General features: G+C 67.1%; 20 protein-coding genes. 6 read left to right on the forward strand and 14 right to left on the reverse strand.

The features are described from left to right. From ccmD to yajC, 10 genes are all read right to left on the reverse strand, one after another. A complete protein-coding gene (ccmD, locus tag GTH22_RS06070; protein ID WP_252943917.1) occupies positions 1-150 on the reverse strand; it encodes a heme exporter protein CcmD in 150 nt (49 codons plus the stop codon). Beyond that, complete coding sequence (locus tag GTH22_RS06075; RefSeq protein ID WP_252943920.1) at positions 143-898, reverse strand: heme ABC transporter permease; 756 nt, start codon at positions 896-898, stop codon at positions 143-145. The genes ccmD and GTH22_RS06075 overlap by 8 nt, the downstream gene beginning before the upstream one ends. A 56-nt stretch (positions 899-954) precedes the next feature. Then, positions 955-1,611 carry a heme exporter protein CcmB gene (gene ccmB, locus GTH22_RS06080; protein ID WP_252943922.1) on the reverse strand — a complete coding sequence of 219 codons (657 nt, stop codon included), beginning with the start codon at positions 1,609-1,611 and terminating at the stop codon, positions 955-957. A 121-nt stretch (positions 1,612-1,732) separates the two neighbouring features. Next, positions 1,733-2,347, reverse strand: coding sequence for a heme ABC exporter ATP-binding protein CcmA (ccmA, locus tag GTH22_RS06085; RefSeq protein WP_252943924.1), 615 nt, complete (start codon positions 2,345-2,347; stop codon positions 1,733-1,735). Beyond that, positions 2,344-2,706 carry an Mth938-like domain-containing protein gene (locus GTH22_RS06090; protein ID WP_252943925.1) on the reverse strand — a complete coding sequence of 121 codons (363 nt, stop codon included), beginning with the start codon at positions 2,704-2,706 and terminating at the stop codon, positions 2,344-2,346. The genes ccmA and GTH22_RS06090 overlap by 4 nt, the downstream gene beginning before the upstream one ends. Before the next feature lie 8 nt (positions 2,707-2,714). Beyond that, complete coding sequence (locus GTH22_RS06095; RefSeq protein ID WP_252943926.1) at positions 2,715-3,470, reverse strand: sulfite exporter TauE/SafE family protein; 756 nt, start codon at positions 3,468-3,470, stop codon at positions 2,715-2,717. Between the two features lie 112 nt (positions 3,471-3,582). After that, the gene (locus tag GTH22_RS06100; RefSeq protein WP_252943927.1) at positions 3,583-4,335 is read right to left on the reverse strand and encodes a TSUP family transporter; all 753 of its coding nucleotides are present in this window, start codon (positions 4,333-4,335) and stop codon (positions 3,583-3,585) included. 26 nt (positions 4,336-4,361) lie between these two features. Beyond that, positions 4,362-5,333 (reverse strand): protein translocase subunit SecF, encoded by a 972-nt coding sequence (gene secF / locus GTH22_RS06105; RefSeq protein WP_252943928.1) that lies wholly within the window; start codon positions 5,331-5,333, stop codon positions 4,362-4,364. A gap of 3 nt (positions 5,334-5,336) precedes the next feature. Further along, complete coding sequence (gene secD, locus GTH22_RS06110) at positions 5,337-7,004, reverse strand: protein translocase subunit SecD (protein ID WP_252943930.1); 1,668 nt, start codon at positions 7,002-7,004, stop codon at positions 5,337-5,339. Positions 7,005-7,037: 33 nt separating this feature from the next. Beyond that, positions 7,038-7,328 carry a preprotein translocase subunit YajC gene (gene yajC / locus GTH22_RS06115; RefSeq protein ID WP_252943931.1) on the reverse strand — a complete coding sequence of 97 codons (291 nt, stop codon included), beginning with the start codon at positions 7,326-7,328 and terminating at the stop codon, positions 7,038-7,040. Positions 7,329-7,949: 621 nt separating this feature from the next. Here yajC and serS point away from each other — a divergent pair. The 6 genes from serS to grxD all read left to right on the forward strand — a co-directional run bounded on the left by serS (position 7,950) and on the right by grxD (position 10,759). Next, positions 7,950-9,242, forward strand: a complete 1,293-nt coding sequence (gene serS / locus GTH22_RS06120) for a serine--tRNA ligase (RefSeq protein WP_252943933.1) — start codon at positions 7,950-7,952, stop codon at positions 9,240-9,242. Positions 9,243-9,302: 60 nt separating this feature from the next. Continuing rightward, the gene (locus GTH22_RS06125) at positions 9,303-9,536 is read left to right on the forward strand and encodes a BolA family protein (protein WP_252943935.1); all 234 of its coding nucleotides are present in this window, start codon (positions 9,303-9,305) and stop codon (positions 9,534-9,536) included. Between the two features lie 9 nt (positions 9,537-9,545). Further along, positions 9,546-9,743 carry a hypothetical protein gene (locus tag GTH22_RS06130; RefSeq protein ID WP_252943936.1) on the forward strand — a complete coding sequence of 66 codons (198 nt, stop codon included), beginning with the start codon at positions 9,546-9,548 and terminating at the stop codon, positions 9,741-9,743. Between the two features lie 18 nt (positions 9,744-9,761). Continuing rightward, positions 9,762-10,010: a hypothetical protein gene (locus GTH22_RS06135; protein WP_252943938.1), complete on the forward strand. Its 249-nt coding sequence runs from the start codon at positions 9,762-9,764 to the stop codon at positions 10,008-10,010. Next, positions 10,007-10,315 carry a hypothetical protein gene (locus tag GTH22_RS06140; protein ID WP_252943940.1) on the forward strand — a complete coding sequence of 103 codons (309 nt, stop codon included), beginning with the start codon at positions 10,007-10,009 and terminating at the stop codon, positions 10,313-10,315. Before GTH22_RS06135 ends, GTH22_RS06140 begins: the two co-directional genes overlap by 4 nt. An 84-nt stretch (positions 10,316-10,399) precedes the next feature. Further along, on the forward strand, positions 10,400-10,759 hold the full coding sequence (grxD, locus tag GTH22_RS06145; RefSeq protein ID WP_252943942.1) for a Grx4 family monothiol glutaredoxin: 360 nt from the start codon (positions 10,400-10,402) through the stop codon (positions 10,757-10,759). A 34-nt stretch (positions 10,760-10,793) separates the two neighbouring features. Here the strand turns inward: grxD and GTH22_RS06150 are convergent, their stop codons facing one another. The 4 genes from GTH22_RS06150 to cysS are packed head-to-tail and all read right to left on the reverse strand — an operon-like array spanning position 10,794 to position 15,320. Beyond that, a complete protein-coding gene (locus GTH22_RS06150) occupies positions 10,794-11,570 on the reverse strand; it encodes a squalene/phytoene synthase family protein (protein WP_252943944.1) in 777 nt (258 codons plus the stop codon). Continuing rightward, positions 11,567-12,286 carry a trans-aconitate 2-methyltransferase gene (locus GTH22_RS06155; RefSeq protein WP_252943946.1) on the reverse strand — a complete coding sequence of 240 codons (720 nt, stop codon included), beginning with the start codon at positions 12,284-12,286 and terminating at the stop codon, positions 11,567-11,569. Before GTH22_RS06155 ends, GTH22_RS06150 begins: the two co-directional genes overlap by 4 nt. After that, a complete protein-coding gene (gene cimA, locus GTH22_RS06160; protein ID WP_252943948.1) occupies positions 12,283-13,914 on the reverse strand; it encodes a citramalate synthase in 1,632 nt (543 codons plus the stop codon). Before cimA ends, GTH22_RS06155 begins: the two co-directional genes overlap by 4 nt. Continuing rightward, positions 13,911-15,320, reverse strand: a complete 1,410-nt coding sequence (cysS, locus tag GTH22_RS06165) for a cysteine--tRNA ligase (protein WP_252943949.1) — start codon at positions 15,318-15,320, stop codon at positions 13,911-13,913. The genes cimA and cysS overlap by 4 nt, the downstream gene beginning before the upstream one ends. Positions 15,321-15,518: the final 198 nt, after the last annotated feature.

Consider the following 15,518-nt stretch of genomic DNA (forward strand, 5'->3'; position numbering starts at 1 on the left):
TCATTTCCGGCCCTCCCGCTCCATCCGGCGCAGCTGCGCGCGCACCTTCGCCCCGCGCCGGATCGTCACCCAGAGCAGCGCCGCCAGAATCGCGATCGACCCGCCATAGGCCACCAGCACCTCGGTTGCGTATTTTCCCAGCTCAGGCATCGCCCATCCGCGCCCGCGCCTCCAGCGCCTTGATCCGCCGCACCCGGATCTCGGTGCGCGTGCGCATCAGCACCAGCGCGATGAACAGCAGCACGAATCCCGCCATCGAAACGAAGAGCGGCACCGCATAGACATTGCTCACCTTCTCCTCCGTGTCGCTCCCGGTGACGGCCCCCGCCCGCAGCACCGAGGCGCCCTGATGCAGACCCTGGGTCCAGAAGTTCACCGCGTAGCGGCTCAGGATCGCAAAGACCGAGCCCACGAGGCAGAGCACGCTGGTGAGGTCGGCGGCGGTGTCGGGGTCCTCGATCGCGGCCCAGAGCGCCATGTAGCCGAGGTAAAAGAGGAACAGAATCAGGAAGGAGGTCAGCCGCGGGTCCCAGGCCCACCATGTGCCCCACATCGGCTGGCCCCAGATCGCCCCGGTGAAGAGCGCGATCAGCGTCATCGCCACGCCCACCGGCGCGGCCGCGCGGGCCGCCAGCGCGCTCACGTGGTGGCGCCGCACCACCCAGATGAGCGAGCAGACCAGCATCATCGCCCAGGCATTGATCGCCATCATCGCGGCGGGCACATGGATGAAGATGATCTTCACCGTCGCGCCCTGCCGGTAGTCCTCCGGCGTCGCAAAGAAACCCCAGGCCACACCGGCCAGCGTCAGCAGCCCGGCAGCGACCGCAAACCACGGCAGCACCCGGCCACTCGTGGCCATGAACTTCACCGGATTTGCATATTCCCACAACGACATGGAGCGCACCCTAGGCCCCGTCCCGCTTCGGCTCAATACACATCGCCCGGAGCCCCTCAGCGCAGGTTGATACGTATTGCCGCAGCCGCCGCGAAGGGCAGCAGCGCCACCGCCCCGGCCGCCAGCCCGCCAAGCAGCGCCAGCGGCGTGCCCACGGCCAGCCCCTCCGCGCCCCGCCGCGCCACCTCGGCCCCGAAGATCAGCACCGGCACGTAGAGCGGCAGCACGATCAGGCTCAAGAGCAACCCGCCCCGCTTCAGCCCCACCGTCAGCGCCGCCCCGAAGCACCCGATCACCGAAAGCGCCGGCGTGCCCACCGCCAGCGACACCGTCAGCCACACAAATCCCGGCCCCGGCAGATGCAGCAACACCCCCAGCACCGGCGCCGCCAACACCAGCGGCAGGCCGGTCACCAGCCAATGCGCCAGCGCCTTCACCGCCGCCACTCCCTCCAGCGGCACCGGCGCACTCGCCAGCAGCTCCAGCGAGCCATCCTCGAAATCCAGCGCAAAGATCCGGTCAAGCGACAGCAGGCAGGCCAGCAGCGCCCCGATCCACAGCACCCCCGCCGCAATCTCCCCCAGCACCTCGGGCTGCGGCCCCACCGCGAAGGGCACCAGCACCACCACGATCAGAAAGAACGCCAACGCCAGCCCAAAGCCCCCCCCGGCCCGCACCGCCAGCCGCAGATCCCTGACCAGCAAGGCTCTCACCGCCCCGCTCCATTTTCTTGCTGAAAATATCCATCCGCAACGCCAGCCAAACCAACAAACGCCAGCTCGAACACACCTCCCAAGCAGCCTGCGCACGCACGGCCCACCACGCCCCCGCCGCTCACAGAAACGCCTCGTCAAACCCGCCCGGCGCGGCCCGTGCCACCGCCCGATAGGCCTCCAGCTCCAACACCCGCGCCTCCTCCAGCCCGAGCGCAACATGCGTCGCAATCACCGCCGCCCCCCCGCCCGCCAGATGCGCGCGCACCACGCCGGCGAAGAGCTGCACCGAGGCCGCGTCCAGCGACACCGTCGGCTCGTCGAGCAGCCACAGCGCCCGCCCCGTCACCAGCAGCCGCGCCAGCCCGAGCCGCCGCTTCTGCCCCGCGCTGAGGCTCCCTGCCGCCCGCTCCGCCAGCGCCGCAAGGTTCATCCGCTCCAGCGCATCGCCAATGCCCGCGCCATGCAGATCCGCCCAGAATTCAAGGTTCTCGCGCACCGAAAGCATCGCCTTCAGCCCGTCGGCATGGGCCGCGTAACCCGCGCCCTCGCTCTCCACCCGCCCCGCAACCGGCGGCGCCAGCCCGGCAAGCACCCGCAAGAGCGAGGTCTTGCCCACCCCGTTCGGCCCGCGCAGCACCAGCACCTCGCCGGGCCCAACGTCAAACGTCAGCCCCTCCAGCACCGGCACCCCGCCCCGGGCCACGCAGAGGTCTTCTGCGCTCAAAAGGCTCAAACGCCGCCCACCGGAAGGAGCGCGGCCGCAACCCGGCGGCCCTCGCTCAACAGCACGTTGTAGCTGCGCGCCGCCGAGGGCGAGGCCATCACGTCCAGCCCCAGCCCGGTCAGCTCCACCGCCTCGCGCAGCGCGCGCGGCACCGGGGCAATCTCGCTCCCCATGCCCAGAAACAGCACATCCACCTTGCCCGCCATCTCGACCAGCGGCGCAGGATCGGCCAGCCCGGCCCAGGGCGTCACGCCCCCCGGCCCCACCAATACAGCGCCCTCAAACAGCTCGCCGCCAAGCCGCCAGAACCCGGGGCCGTAGCCCTCCACCGGCATCTCGCCCCTGAATTCAACTTCCGTGATCCGCATAAGGCCCCTTATCCGCCAAAGATCGGCAATCCCGCAAGGGCAGAGGCAATGAACACCCCGTAGGCCACCGCCCGATAGAGCCGCGCGCGGCCCGGGTCGAACAGCGCCTGCCCGGCAAGGTTCCCTGCCACATAGGCCGGGATCAGCAGGATGCCAAGCGCCAGCCCGCCGCCCTCCAGCACGCCCCGCAGCGCAAGGACCACGCCCAGCAGCGCCACGAACATCAGCATGAAAAGCAGCGTCGTCGCGCGCACCCGCTCGGGCCGGTATTGCCCGCCAAGGTAGGCCAGCACCACCGGCGGCCCCGGCATCCCCACGAAACCGCCCAGAAAGCCAGAGGCCGCGCCCACCCCCACCAGCCCCTTCGGGCCGATCTCCACATGGTGCCGCCAGCCCGAGATCAGCAGCGCCACCAGCGCCAGCGACAACCCCGACACGCCCCAGCGAAACAGCGCCGGGTCCGAGGCGGTCAGCGCATAGGTGCCCAGCGGCAGCGTCACCACGCAGCCCATGAGCATGAACATCAGGTCACGCCCGCGCACATCGCGGATCGCCCGCGGCAGCACCGGGGCCGAGCCCGCCACATCCACCGCGATCACGGCGGCCAGCACCCAGAGCGGATCAAGAAAGATCGAGCCCAGCGGGATGAACACCATCCCGGTCCCGAACCCGGCAAAGCCGCGCACCAGCCCGGCCACCCCGATGATCAGCACCAGCCACCAAAAGCCCTCCAGCCCCCACGCCGCCTCGAATGCCCCGATCATCGCCACCTCCGTAGGGCGGGACTTGTCCCGCCATCCCGCGCCCATGCCGTCGGGTGGGTGACCCCCACCACACCAAGGCCCAACGCCCCACCAGCCACCAGCGCCGCCGCCCTCACCACAGCGGCAGGCTCATCGCCACCGCCAGCCCGATCAGCCCATAGGCCACCCGCCGATAGAGCCGCTCCATCTCGGGCCGGAACATCGCCTGCCCGCCGAGCGCCCCCACCGTGTAGACCGGCAGCACCAGCACCGCGAGCCAGAGCGCCTCCACCCGGATCAGCCCCTGAAGCCAGAGCATCGGCAGCAGCAGCATCGACAGCAGCGTGAGGAAAGAGATCGTCGAGGCCCGCACCTCCGCCGCGCTGCCCTGCCCGGAGAGCTTGAACAGGATCATCACCGGCCCGGTCAGCCCCGTCGCGCCCCCCAGCGCGCCTGAGGCCGCGCCCACGCCCAGCAATGCGCCGGTGCTGTCGGCCGTCTTGCGCCGCCAGCCCGCCACCAGCAGCGCCAGCGTCAGCGCCGCCACGGCGCAGATCCCCCAGCGCATCACCTCCGGCTCCACCACCTTCAGCAGCCAGACTCCCACCGGCAGCCCGATGAGCGATGCGATGAGAAGAAATCCGGTATCCCGCTTGTCGGCGAGCCTGAGTGCGCCCGGCAGCACCGTCACCACGCTCGCCAGCCCCATGCAGGCCTCCAGCGTCACCGCCTCCACCGGCCCCACGCGGGCCGAGGCCACCGGCATGAAGATCAGCGCCGCGCCGAAGCCCGCAAAGCCATAGGCCAGCCCCGCCGCCCCGGCCGCCAACAGCACCCAGACGATCCCGGGCACCGCCAGCGCGGCGGCCAGTCCTTCAGGCAGCATCTGCCCCGTCAGGCCTCACGCACCGCTCAGGCATCCGTGGTCGAAAACTGCGTGCCGCCCGGCCCGTCGCTCGGCTTGGTCCAGTCGCGCTTGGTGCCCAGCATCAGCACGATGTTCTTGGCCACGTAGACCGACGAATAGGTGCCCACGATCACGCCCCAGGTGATGGCAAAGACAAAGCCCCGGATCACGTCGCCGCCCAGCACCAAGAGTGCGATCAGCGCAATCAGCGTGGTGCCCGAGGTCATGACCGTCCGGCTCAGGGTCTCGTTCACCGAGAGGTTCATCACGTCCTGCAGGCCCATCTTCTTGTACTTGATCAGGTTCTCCCGAACCCGGTCGAAGATCACCACGGTGTCGTTGATCGAGTAGCCCACGATGGTCAGCAGCGCCGCAATCGTGGCGAGGTCGAACTTGATCTGGAGCAGGGCAAAGAGGCCGATGGTCAGCAGCACGTCGTGGAACAGCGCCACCACCGCGCCCAGCGAGAACTGCCATTCGAAGCGCAGCCAGATATAGACCATGATCGCCCCGAGGGCCGCCAGCACCGCCAGCACCGCGCTCTGCACCAGCTCGCCCGACACCTTCGGGCCGACGCTCTCGACCGAGGTGAACCGAATGCTCTCGTCCACGCCCTTCAGCGCCGCCTCGACGCTGGCCACCATCTCGTTGCCGGCGCTCTCCTCGCCCTCCTGGGCCTGGATGCGCAGCATCGCCACGTGCTGATCGGCGTCGAAGGTCGGATCGAAGACCTCGCTGATCGCCACATCGCCCAGCTCCAGCGGCGCAATCGCGTCGCGGTACTGGGCCACGTCCACCGCCTGCGTGCTCTCGGTCCGGATCGTGGTGCCGCCCCGGAAGTCGATGCCGAAGTTCAGCCCCATCACCGCCCAGGCCACCACCGAAAGCACCATCAGCACCATCGAGGCGCCGAAGGTGACCTTGCGCGCGGCAAAGAAGTTGATGTTGGTCGTCTCGGGAACCAGTCGCAAACGCATCGCTTACACCTCGATCTTCTTGGGCCGGGCCCGTTCAAACCATGTCACGATCAGCAGCCGGGTGACGTAGATCGCGGTGAAGACCGACGTGATGATCCCCAGCGCCAGCGTCACCGAGAAGCCCCGCACCGGCCCGGAGCCCAGCACGAAGAGGATCGCCGCGGTGATGAAGGTGGTGATGTTGGCGTCGATGATGGCGCTCAGCGCCTTTTCGTAGCCTAGCGCAATCGCGCGGCTCGGCCCCTTCGAGGTCTTCAGCTCCTCGCGGATCCGCTCGAAGACCAGCACGTTGGCATCCACCGCCATGCCGATGGTCAGCACGATGCCCGCAATGCCCGGCAGGGTCAGCGTGGCGCCGATCGTGCTCAGCAGGCCAAAGATCAGCCCCACGTTGATGAGCAGCGCAATGTTGGCAAACAGGCCGAACAGCCCGTAGCTGAGCACCATGAAGATCAGCACCGCCGCAAAGGCCACCATGCAGGCAATCGCCCCCGCCCGGATGCTGTCGGCGCCCAGCTCGGGCCCGATCGTGCGCTCCTGCAAGAAGTCCATCCCCGCCGGCAGCGCACCGGCGCGCAGCAGCACCGCAAGGTCGCTGCTCTCCTGCACCGTGAAGCTGCCCGAGATGATCCCCGTGCCGCCCGGAATATGCTGCCGGATCACCGGCGCGCTGATCACCTCGCCATCGAGCACGATGGCAAAGGGGCTGCCCACGTTCTCGGCCGTGTAATCCCCGAACTTGCGCGCCCCGCTGGCATTGAACCGGAAGTTCACCGCCGGCTGGCCGTTCTGGTCGAAGTCGGGCTGCGCATCCACCAGCTCCTCGCCGGTCACCACCGGGGTCTCCTCCAGCACGTAGAACACGCCCTCCTCGGAGGGGTCGGCACTGGGCAGGGTCACGGTCCGTCCGGTGGCGTCGGCATCAGGCGAAGACACCCGCTGCACCACCGGGTTGAAGGTCAGCTTGGCGGTGGTCCCGATCAGATCCTTAAGTTCCTGCGCCGAGCCGATCCCCGGCACCTGGATGATGATCCGGTCGCTGCCCTGGCGCTGGATGGTCGGCTCCCGCGTGCCCACCTCGTCCACCCGGCGGCGGATGATCTCGAGGCTCTGCTGCACGGTGCGCTGATCGCTCAGCTCGCGCTCCGCCTCGCTGAGCTGCACCACCAGCACGTCACCCTCGGCGCTCACCTCGATATCGGTCGCCCCAGGGTAGGACAGCGACACCACCTGCCGCGCCAGCCCCCGCACCTCTTCCATCGCCGCGGCCATCTGGTCGGGGTTCTGGATGCGGATGCGCAGCTGCTCCTCGGGGCCCTCGACCCGGCGGATCGTGCCGATGGTGCCGCGCGCATCGCGCAGCGCATCGCGCACCTCCGGCCACATCGCCTTCATCCGGTCGGCATAGACCTCTTCCACCCGGACCCGGCCCAGCAGATGCGCCCCGCCCCGAAGATCGAGGCCGAGGTTCACGAGGCTGCTGGGCAGGTAGCCCGGCCACATCGCCGCATCAGCCTCAAGCTCGGGGGTCGCGCCGCCCGTGTCCATCGCCGCCACGGCATCGTTGTGGGTCTCGACCCGGGAGTAGAAGGCATTTGGCATCGCCACCAGCAGCCCGAAGGCCACCACGAGCCAGATCACCAGCCGGTTGAAAAAGGAGATATTGAGCATTGCGCCCCCGCCGATGGGTTGCTTGCAGCCGCCTTACGCCTTGGCGTCGGCTGCCGGTTCGGTCTTGCTGAGCACCTGGGCCACGGTCGATTTGACGACGCGCACCTTCACGCCTTCGGCAATCTCGACCTCGACCTCGTTCTCGTCGCGCACCTTCGTCACCTTGCCGACGATGCCCCCCTGGGTGATGATCTGGTCGCCCCGGCGCAACGCGCCCACCATCGCCTGGTGTTCTTTCAGCTTCTTCTGCTGGGGACGGATGAGAAGAAAGTACATGATCCCGAAGATCAGGATCAGCGGCACGATGGATTGAAAGCCCTGCATGGAGGCTCCTTCTTGGTCTTGTTCGTGGGGCCGCACAGCGGGCGGACGTTTCGGCGCGCACCCTATGACCGGGGCCATGGTGATGCAAGCGCGTGGGGTGGCAGATAAGGGCGATTTGATCCGAGCGCCAGTGGGGAGGCGAAACTGTCGCGGAAACATGGGCCAAAGGCGGGTAGTTCCGGAGTGTACGGATGCGGATCACGACACGCCCCACCCCAAGCCGGGCAGCGCCGTCCCGTGGGGTGGCGCCCACAACGCCTGTAAGTGCCACTTTATGGCGCAGCAGTCATCTTCCCCCAAAACGAAGCCCCAACCCTCACCAAAGCGCCGCCCCGTGGGGCGGGACGGCGCTGCCCGGCGCCTTACGGCGCGCACCGGGCAATCCACGCCCCTTCACCGGCCCTGTCCCTCCACCATGCCACATGAACGCCACCGCCCCCCCCCCGCACAGCCCACCCCGTTAACCCCCCACTTCTGTGCAAAAACCGCGTATGCACAGCCTGTGCACAGCTTGTGTACCACTTGTGACAATTAACGCTTCCCTACCAAACACCGCCTTGTTAACCCCTCCGCACGATGGGTCTGCTAGGCCCCGCACACGTCAGACAAGGACCAGAAGAGATGCACGATATCCGCACCATCCGCGACAATCCCGCCGGCTTCGATGCCGCCATGGCGCGGCGCGGGATCTCTTCGGCCTCCGCCCCCATCCTCGCGCTCGACGAGGCCCGCCGCGCCGCCATCACCGCCGCCGAGGCCGCCCAGGCCGAGCGCAACGCCGCCTCCAAGCAGGTCGGCGCCGCAAAGGCCGCCGGGGATGAGGCCGAGTTCGAGCGCCTGCGCGCCCTTGTCGCTGAAAAGAAAGACGAAATCGCCCGCCTCGAAGAGGAGTCCAAGGCCAGGGACACCGAGCTGCGCGACCTCCTGATGGGCCTGCCCAACATCATGCAGGACGACATTCCCGATGGCGCCGACGAGGCCGATAACGTCGAGATCCACCGCTGGGGCACCCCGCGCGACTTCGCCTTCAAACCGCTCGAGCATTACGAGCTGCCCGGCGCCAGGGAGGCGATGGATTTCGAGACCGCCGCCAAGCTCGCCGGCTCGCGTTTCGTGCTGATGTCGGGCGGAATCGCCCGCATCCACCGGGCGCTCGCCCAGTTCATGATTGATTTGCACATCAACAAGCACGGTCTGACCGAGGTGAACGGCCCGGTGCTGGTGCGCGAAGAGATGATGTATGGCACCAACCAGCTGCCCAAGTTCGGCGAAGACAGCTACCAGACCCGCGAAGGCTGGTGGCTCATCCCGACCTCCGAAGTGACGCTGACCAACATCGTAAACGACTGTATCGTCAACGAAAATTACCTGCCCCGCCGCTACACCGCCCATTCGCTCTGCTTCCGGTCCGAGGCCGGCAGCGCGGGCCGCGACACCGCCGGGATGCTGCGTCAGCACCAGTTCGAAAAAGTCGAGATGGTCTCCATCGTCCACCCCGAGGCCTCCGCCGAGGAGCACGAGCGCATGACCAAATGCGCCGAGGCCGTGCTGGAAGCCCTTGAATTGCCTTACAGAACCGTCGTGCTCTGCACCGGCGACACCGGCTTTGGCGCGCGCCGCACCCATGACATCGAGGTCTGGCTGCCCGGCCAGAACGCCTATCGCGAGATCTCCTCGGTCTCCAACTGCGGCGCCTTCCAGGCCCGCCGGATGAACGCCCGCTTCCGCCCCGAGGCCGGCGGCAAGCCGGAATTTCTCCATACCCTCAATGGCTCGGGCCTCGCCGTCGGCCGTGCGCTCATCGCCGTTCTGGAGAACGGCCAGCAGGAAGACGGCTCCGTTGTCCTGCCCGAGGCGCTCCACGCCTACACCGGCGGGCTGACCACGCTGACCCCCGCAGGCACCCTCGCCTGATCCCCTTGCTCCCCCGCCCCGCGGGCCCTACATTTCAAGTGCAGAACCAGAAGGCGACCCATGGCCATTGACGCAACCGACATCGAAAACCTCATCCGCGAGGCCTTCCCCGACGCGCAGGTCAGCGTGCAGGGCGACGATGGCCAGCACTTCGCCGCCGAGGTGGTCGACGAGAGCTTTCGCGGCAAAAATCGCGTGCAACAACAACGCGCTGTCTATGCGGCCTTGAAGGGCAAGATGGACGGTCCCGCGGGTGAGCTCCACGCTCTGGCGCTCACCACACGGGCGCCCTAGGGGCCGATCGTGGACCCGGGCCTCCTGCTCATCCTCGGGTTCCTCGTCGCCATCCTCGCGGTGCGCGCCGCCTTCGGTGTCCGCAAGAAGTACCGCATCAATCCCGACCCGGAGCCCGAGGCTCCCGAGGCCGTCGAAGCGCCACCACAAAAGCGCCGCGCCTCCTATGGCGCGGCCCGGGCGCGGACCCGTGGCAAGGCGAAGTAGAATGGGGGCTTCCGGCACATGACAGTTCTCGCTGCCGTCTGGCTCCTCCTCGGCCTCATCGGCCTCGCCCTCCTCGCCGCCATGGTCGTCCAGGCCCGCAGGCAGCGCCGTGCGCCCCGCCAGAACCGGGGTGTCGCGCCCGGTCAGGGCGCCTCCCTCCTGCATGAAGGCCACGGCGGCGGCGGTGGCGGCGGCGGCTACAATCGCCCGACCCTCGTGCCGCGCGACCCGCAGGCCTACGCCAAAGCCCTGCAGCCCCGCAAATGAGCACCTGGCTCCTTGTTTTATGGGGCCTCCTGCTCCTCGCCGGCGTGATCGGCGTGGCCCTGATCCTCCGCAAGGGCCCGCGCAAGCCCCGCTCCCGCGCCCTCTCCAGCCACCGCCCCGACGCCCGCGACATGCCCCAGGGCCTCACCCTCAACGACCGTTCCGTTCCCGCCCTCGGCCACCGCGAGGCCGTCACCGAGCACCAGGCCGAGCAGGCCCGCCATCGCCGCAGCGTGACCCAACGGGCCGAAGCCGACGCAAAGGCCGAACGCGCCCGCCGCCTGCGCCCCTGGGATCATCACTGAACCGGCTGGAAATCCCCCGCCAAGCGCTCTATCTGTAGCCCGAAACACACCGCCCGACCGGCCCCCGTGGCCAAAGGAGACCCCATGACCGCCCAAGACCAGATCGCCGAAACCGTCAAAGCAAATGATGTGGTGCTCTACATGAAAGGCACCAAGGAAATGCCCCAATGCGGCTTCTCCTCCCGAGTAGCCGGCGTCCTCAACTTCATGGGGGTCGACTTCACCGACGTGAACGTCCTCGCCAACGATGAAATCCGTCAGGGAATCAAGGACTTCTCCGACTGGCCGACGATCCCGCAGCTCTACGTGAAGGGTGAATTCGTGGGCGGATGCGATATCATCACCGAGATGACCCTGTCGGGCGAACTCGACACCTTGTTCGAGCAGAACGGCGTGGGTTTCGACAAGGACGCTGCCAACAAGATCCGCGAAGCAAACGGCTGATTTTCCAGCAACCCCAACGGGTTGCGCGGCAAAGCTACATCCGCCAGGCCGGTGTCGCGGCCATCCGCATCAGCCGGAACCGCTTGCGGAACTCGCTCATCTCCAGCGCCCCCGCGGCCACCCGGCCGGGGGCGTTTTGCACTTTCCGAAGCAGCACCGGCGCCATCGCCCCCAGGAGCATCGGCGAAGAGGCCGCGGTGCCGAGCTCTCCTCGGCACACGGAACCTGAAGTCATCGCCGCAAGCCCCTCATCTGCAAGCCTTTTCACCGCCTCGGGCCTTCCGTCCACCAGCGGCATCCGGCCACGGCCTTCCAGCTCTGGCACCGCCTGAAAATACCGCGCGAGGGCCGCACCACGGCCCCAGCCGCGCAACCCCGCTTCGGCCTCCGCCCCGGCCCCGAGCGCGGCCGCAGAGGCCCAGACAAGCCCGCCGCCGGTCGCATCGAGGTAGTCCCAGAATGCCGGCTCGTCGGCAAAAGGCTCCCGCCCCACGTCCCACTCCCGCGCATCGACGCAGGCCATCAGCGGCGCCACGGGCACGCCCTCCGCAACCGCCTCGGCCAGCGGGGCGGCCACCTCATGCGCCCGCGCCTTTCCGGCCTCGGCCTCCTCCAGCACGTCGCGCCAGAACTGAAGCCGCATCTGCGCAATCATCGGCTCTTCGCTGGCCCATGGCGCACGGGCCACTTCCAGCGCAAACGCCTGAACGGGAAAGAGGATTCTCCGCGCCTCCACCGGCGCGGCCATGATCGCGGCAAAGCCTTCACGCCCGCCACGGGCGACCAGATCTGCACAGGCCTGAAGGGTCATTTCGCGCGCGCCACGACCAGTTGATAGCCGGTCTCCAGCTTCACCCGGCTCCACAGTGCCATTTCCTGCTCCATCGCGGCCATCACGCCCTCCATCTCTTCCGAGGCTCCTTCGCCCCGCCGCCGCGCGATCTCGGCCTTCAACGGCGTGTAGAGCGCGGACCATGCGGCATTGCTCAGCGGGCGATCCGCGATCAGCTCGTACCCGGCCTCTGCCACCTCGGCGCGCAGCTCACCCTGCGTGGGCACCGGCACGTCCATCCAGAACGCCCGCGCCCCGGCCGAGGCCCCGGACTTGAAGTAGACCGGCGCCGAAAACGCCACCGCTCCGCCCGCTTTCAATGCCTTGCGAAAGTCGCGCAAGCCCTTGACCGTGCCCAAAAAATAGATCGCGCCTGCGCACCAGATAAAATCAAACGGCGCTTCGGGCAGATCGTTGAGCGCGGCAAGGTCGCCCGGCCCCACGCGCACCCGTGGCGGCCCGTTCAGCCGGGTCTGCGCGGCTTCCAGAAAGGTCGCGTCCTTGTCGCAGGCCATCACCTGCGCCTCCGGCATTGCCGCCAGCAGCGCCTCGGTGTCGCTGCCCGTGCCGCAGCCCGCATCGCAAACCCGGCTCGCGACCTCTGCCCCGGCCTGCGCCACCGCCCAGGCCACGTCCTTTGCCAGCCCCGGACCCTGCCGTGGCACCGATGAAAACAGCTCCAGAAACGCGCTCATTCACCCACTCTACGCAGCACCTCGCCGGTCTGCACCAATTTCCACGTCACCGCGTCGATCAGCGCGCCGAAACTGGCATCAACGATGTTGGCGCTTACCCCCACCGTGCTCCAGCGCCGCCCGTCGCGGTCTTCGCTGTCGATGATCACCCGCGTCACCGCCTCGGTGCCGCCATTGGTGATCCGCACCTTGAAGTCCACCAGCCGCATCCCCTCCAGCCGCCCCGCATAGGGCCCCAGATCGGCGATCAGCGCGTTCCAGAGCGCGTGCACGGGGCCCGCGTCCTGCATCTCCTCGGGGTGCTCGTTCTTGAAGTAGTTGGTCGTCAGCCCGTGGCCCGGCAGGTTCACCGCAACCACCGCCTCGCTTTCCACCACTATCTGCCCCTTGGCATTGCGGCGGCGCTCCGAGATCACCCGGTAGCGCTCGACATCGAAGTAATCGGGCAGCAGTCCCAGTTCGCGGCGGGCCAGAATCTCGAAGCTGGCCTGCGCTGTGTCGTAGGAAAAGCCCTGCGATTCCCGCTCCTTGATGGTGGTGAGGATCGCCGCAAGCTGATCCTTCTCCGCTTCCAGCCCGGCCTCTCCCAGCCGCCGCTTCAGGTTCGAGGTGCCCGCCTGGTTGCTCATCGGAATGACGCGCTCGTTGCCCACCAGCGCCGGGTCGATATGCTCGTAGGTCGTCGGGTTTTTCAGGATCGCGGAGGCATGCAGCCCCGCCTTGTGGGCAAAGGCCGAGGCGCCGACAAAGGGCGCGGCTCGCATCGGCACGCGGTTGAGGATGTCATCGAGCTTGCGCGAAATCAGCACCATCCGCCCCAGCCCCTCGGCGCTCACGCCGGTGGTGTAAAGGCTGCGATAGGGCTCCTTGAGCAGCAGGATCGGGATGAGCGTGGTCAGGCTGGCATTGCCGCAGCGCTCGCCCAGCCCGTTCAACGTGCCCTGGATCTGCCGCGCGCCCGCGTCCACCGCCGCAAGGCTCCCCGCCACCGCATTGCCGGTGTCGTTATGGGTGTGGATGCCCAGATGGTCGCCCGGAATGCCTGCTTCGATCACGGCCTTTACGATATCGTAAACTTCTGCCGGTAACGTGCCGCCGTTGGTGTCACACAGCACAACCCAGCGGGCGCCCGCGTCGAGTGCAGCTTTCAGGCAGGTCAGCGCATAAGCCGGGTTGGCCTTGTACCCATCGAAGAAATGCTCGGCGTCAAACAGCGCCTCGCGCCCCTGCGCCACGAGATGCGCCACCGAAGCGCGGATGTTCTCCACGTTTTCGTCCAGCGTGATCTCCAGCGCGTCGGTCACGTGGAAATCATGGGTCTTGCCCACAAGGCAGACCGAAGGCGTGCCCGCATTGAGCACGCCCGCCAGAACCTCGTCATTCTCCGCGCTCCGCCCGGCCCGCTTGGTCATGCCGAATGCGGTAAAGGTGGCCCTGAGCTTCGGCTTGGCCTCGAAAAACGCGGAGTCCGTCGGGTTCGCCCCCGGCCAGCCACCCTCGATATGGTCGATCCCCAGCCCGTCGAGCAGCGCCGCGATCTCCTGTTTCTCGTCGAGCGAGAACTGCACGCCCTGTGTCTGCTGCCCGTCGCGCAGGGTGGTGTCGTAGAGGTAGAGGCGTTCGGTCATTTCAAGGCCTCCAACTTGGTGGCGTCGAAGTCGGGCCCGGGTTGAAGATCGACACCAGCTTCAGACATCCGGACTTGCACCCCCGCTGCCACAAGTAAGGCCTTAAGAGCATCGACCTCTGAGTAGTCCCCCGATAATTTGGCAGCGTTTCGCAACATATCGAGAGCCATAGCCAGTTTGCTCAGTTCTGCGTTAGGGCCAGCCCCAAAACCGTGAGGAATTGCCGCCTCCAAATCTCTGCGCTCGCTCCGACTTTCATCCGACAAAAAGCCCAAAAACCGGGCATTATCTAAAAGTTTCTGGGGTTGTCGATGCAAAGCACGCAGATAACTAAGTGCGAGGTGGGTATTCAAATCCGATGCAAGGGCTTCCAATAAGATCTGTTCAGGCTCGAACTCAGACTCATGTGTCGGCTCCAAATTCCAAGTAAGGTCCATCCAATAACGAAGTGTCTCGAAAGCCTCGCCCCGCTTCTTTTCCGTCCAATCCATCGGCTTTCGGTAATGCGTCCCCAGAAACACAAACCGGATCACCTCCCCCGGCACCCCCTGGTCCAGCAAATCCCGCACGGTGAAAAAGTTGCCCAAGCTCTTGGACATCTTCTTGCCCTCGACCTGAAGCATCTCGTTGTGCATCCATATCCGGGCAAACTCCCCCTCGGGATGAGCGCATTTGCTCTGCGCAATTTCGTTCTCATGATGCGGAAACATCAGGTCATTCCCGCCGCCATGAATATCGAACGACTTGCCCAGCAGCGCATCCGCCATGGCCGAGCACTCGATATGCCAGCCCGGACGCCCCTTGCCCCAAGGCGAGTCCCACCCCGGCTCCCCCGCCTTCGCGGGCTTCCAGAGCACAAAATCCATCGGGTCTTCCTTGTAGGGCGCCACCTCGACTCGCGCCCCTGCGATCATGTCGTCCACCGAGCGGCCCGAAAGCGCCCCGTAGGCCTCGTAAGAGCGCACCCGGAACAGCACATGCCCCTCCGCCTCATAGGCATGGCCGCCCGAAATCAGCCCCTCGATCATCGCCACCATCGCCCCGATCCACTCGGTCGCGCGCGGCATCTCGGTGGGCTCCAGCGCGCCCACGGCGGCCATGTCCTGCAAGTACCACTCCGTCGTTTCCGCGGTGATTTCCCCGATCTCGCGACCGGACTCCTCCGCCCGCGCGATGATCTTGTCATCCACATCGGTAAAATTGCGCACATAGCGCACCGCATCCGCGCCGTAGACATGGCGCAGCAGCCGGAACAGCACGTCAAACACGATGACGGGGCGCGCATTGCCGATATGCGCCCGGTCATACACCGTCGGCCCGCAGACATACATGCCCACCCGTCCCGGCGTGACCGGCTCCAGAAGCTCTTTCTTCCGGGTCTTCGTATTGTGCAGATGAATGTCCATGAAGGCTCCTCGGGGGTCCCCGCGGGCTTTAGCAACTTCATCCTTAGGTGAAAAGAGACCGGGCCCGCGTGACGATGTCAGCGGGTAATGCAGCAGATGATGATCGCGGCGCGGGTCATGAGCTGTCAGTAGCAGCACACCCGCCCCCTGCCAAGCCTCTTGTGCCACGGGCCGGGGCGGGTCAGCCTGCCGGCGAAA

The sequence above is a fragment of the Oceanicola sp. 502str15 genome (assembly GCF_024105635.1).
Classification (GTDB): Bacteria; Pseudomonadota; Alphaproteobacteria; order Rhodobacterales; family Rhodobacteraceae; genus Vannielia.

Bases quoted from the DNA above. Each gene is read 5' to 3' on its own strand.
- ccmD (WP_252943917.1), bottom strand. From the start codon at position 150: ATGCCTGAGCTGGGAAAATACGCAACCGAGGTGCTGGTGGCCTATGGC.
- GTH22_RS06075 (WP_252943920.1), bottom strand. From the start codon at position 898: ATGTCGTTGTGGGAATATGCAAATCCGGTGAAGTTCATGGCCACGAGT.
- GTH22_RS06090 (WP_252943925.1), bottom strand. From the start codon at position 2,706: ATGCGGATCACGGAAGTTGAATTCAGGGGCGAGATGCCGGTGGAGGGC.
- GTH22_RS06095 (WP_252943926.1), bottom strand. From the start codon at position 3,470: ATGATCGGGGCATTCGAGGCGGCGTGGGGGCTGGAGGGCTTTTGGTGG.
- GTH22_RS06100 (WP_252943927.1), bottom strand. From the start codon at position 4,335: ATGCTGCCTGAAGGACTGGCCGCCGCGCTGGCGGTGCCCGGGATCGTC.
- secF (WP_252943928.1), bottom strand. From the start codon at position 5,333: ATGCGTTTGCGACTGGTTCCCGAGACGACCAACATCAACTTCTTTGCC.
- secD (WP_252943930.1), bottom strand. From the start codon at position 7,004: ATGCTCAATATCTCCTTTTTCAACCGGCTGGTGATCTGGCTCGTGGTG.
- yajC (WP_252943931.1), bottom strand. From the start codon at position 7,328: ATGCAGGGCTTTCAATCCATCGTGCCGCTGATCCTGATCTTCGGGATC.
- serS (WP_252943933.1), top strand. From the start codon at position 7,950: ATGCACGATATCCGCACCATCCGCGACAATCCCGCCGGCTTCGATGCC.
- GTH22_RS06125 (WP_252943935.1), top strand. From the start codon at position 9,303: ATGGCCATTGACGCAACCGACATCGAAAACCTCATCCGCGAGGCCTTC.
- GTH22_RS06135 (WP_252943938.1), top strand. From the start codon at position 9,762: ATGACAGTTCTCGCTGCCGTCTGGCTCCTCCTCGGCCTCATCGGCCTC.
- GTH22_RS06140 (WP_252943940.1), top strand. From the start codon at position 10,007: ATGAGCACCTGGCTCCTTGTTTTATGGGGCCTCCTGCTCCTCGCCGGC.
- grxD (WP_252943942.1), top strand. From the start codon at position 10,400: ATGACCGCCCAAGACCAGATCGCCGAAACCGTCAAAGCAAATGATGTG.
- GTH22_RS06150 (WP_252943944.1), bottom strand. From the start codon at position 11,570: ATGACCCTTCAGGCCTGTGCAGATCTGGTCGCCCGTGGCGGGCGTGAA.
- GTH22_RS06155 (WP_252943946.1), bottom strand. From the start codon at position 12,286: ATGAGCGCGTTTCTGGAGCTGTTTTCATCGGTGCCACGGCAGGGTCCG.
- cimA (WP_252943948.1), bottom strand. From the start codon at position 13,914: ATGACCGAACGCCTCTACCTCTACGACACCACCCTGCGCGACGGGCAG.
- cysS (WP_252943949.1), bottom strand. From the start codon at position 15,320: ATGGACATTCATCTGCACAATACGAAGACCCGGAAGAAAGAGCTTCTG.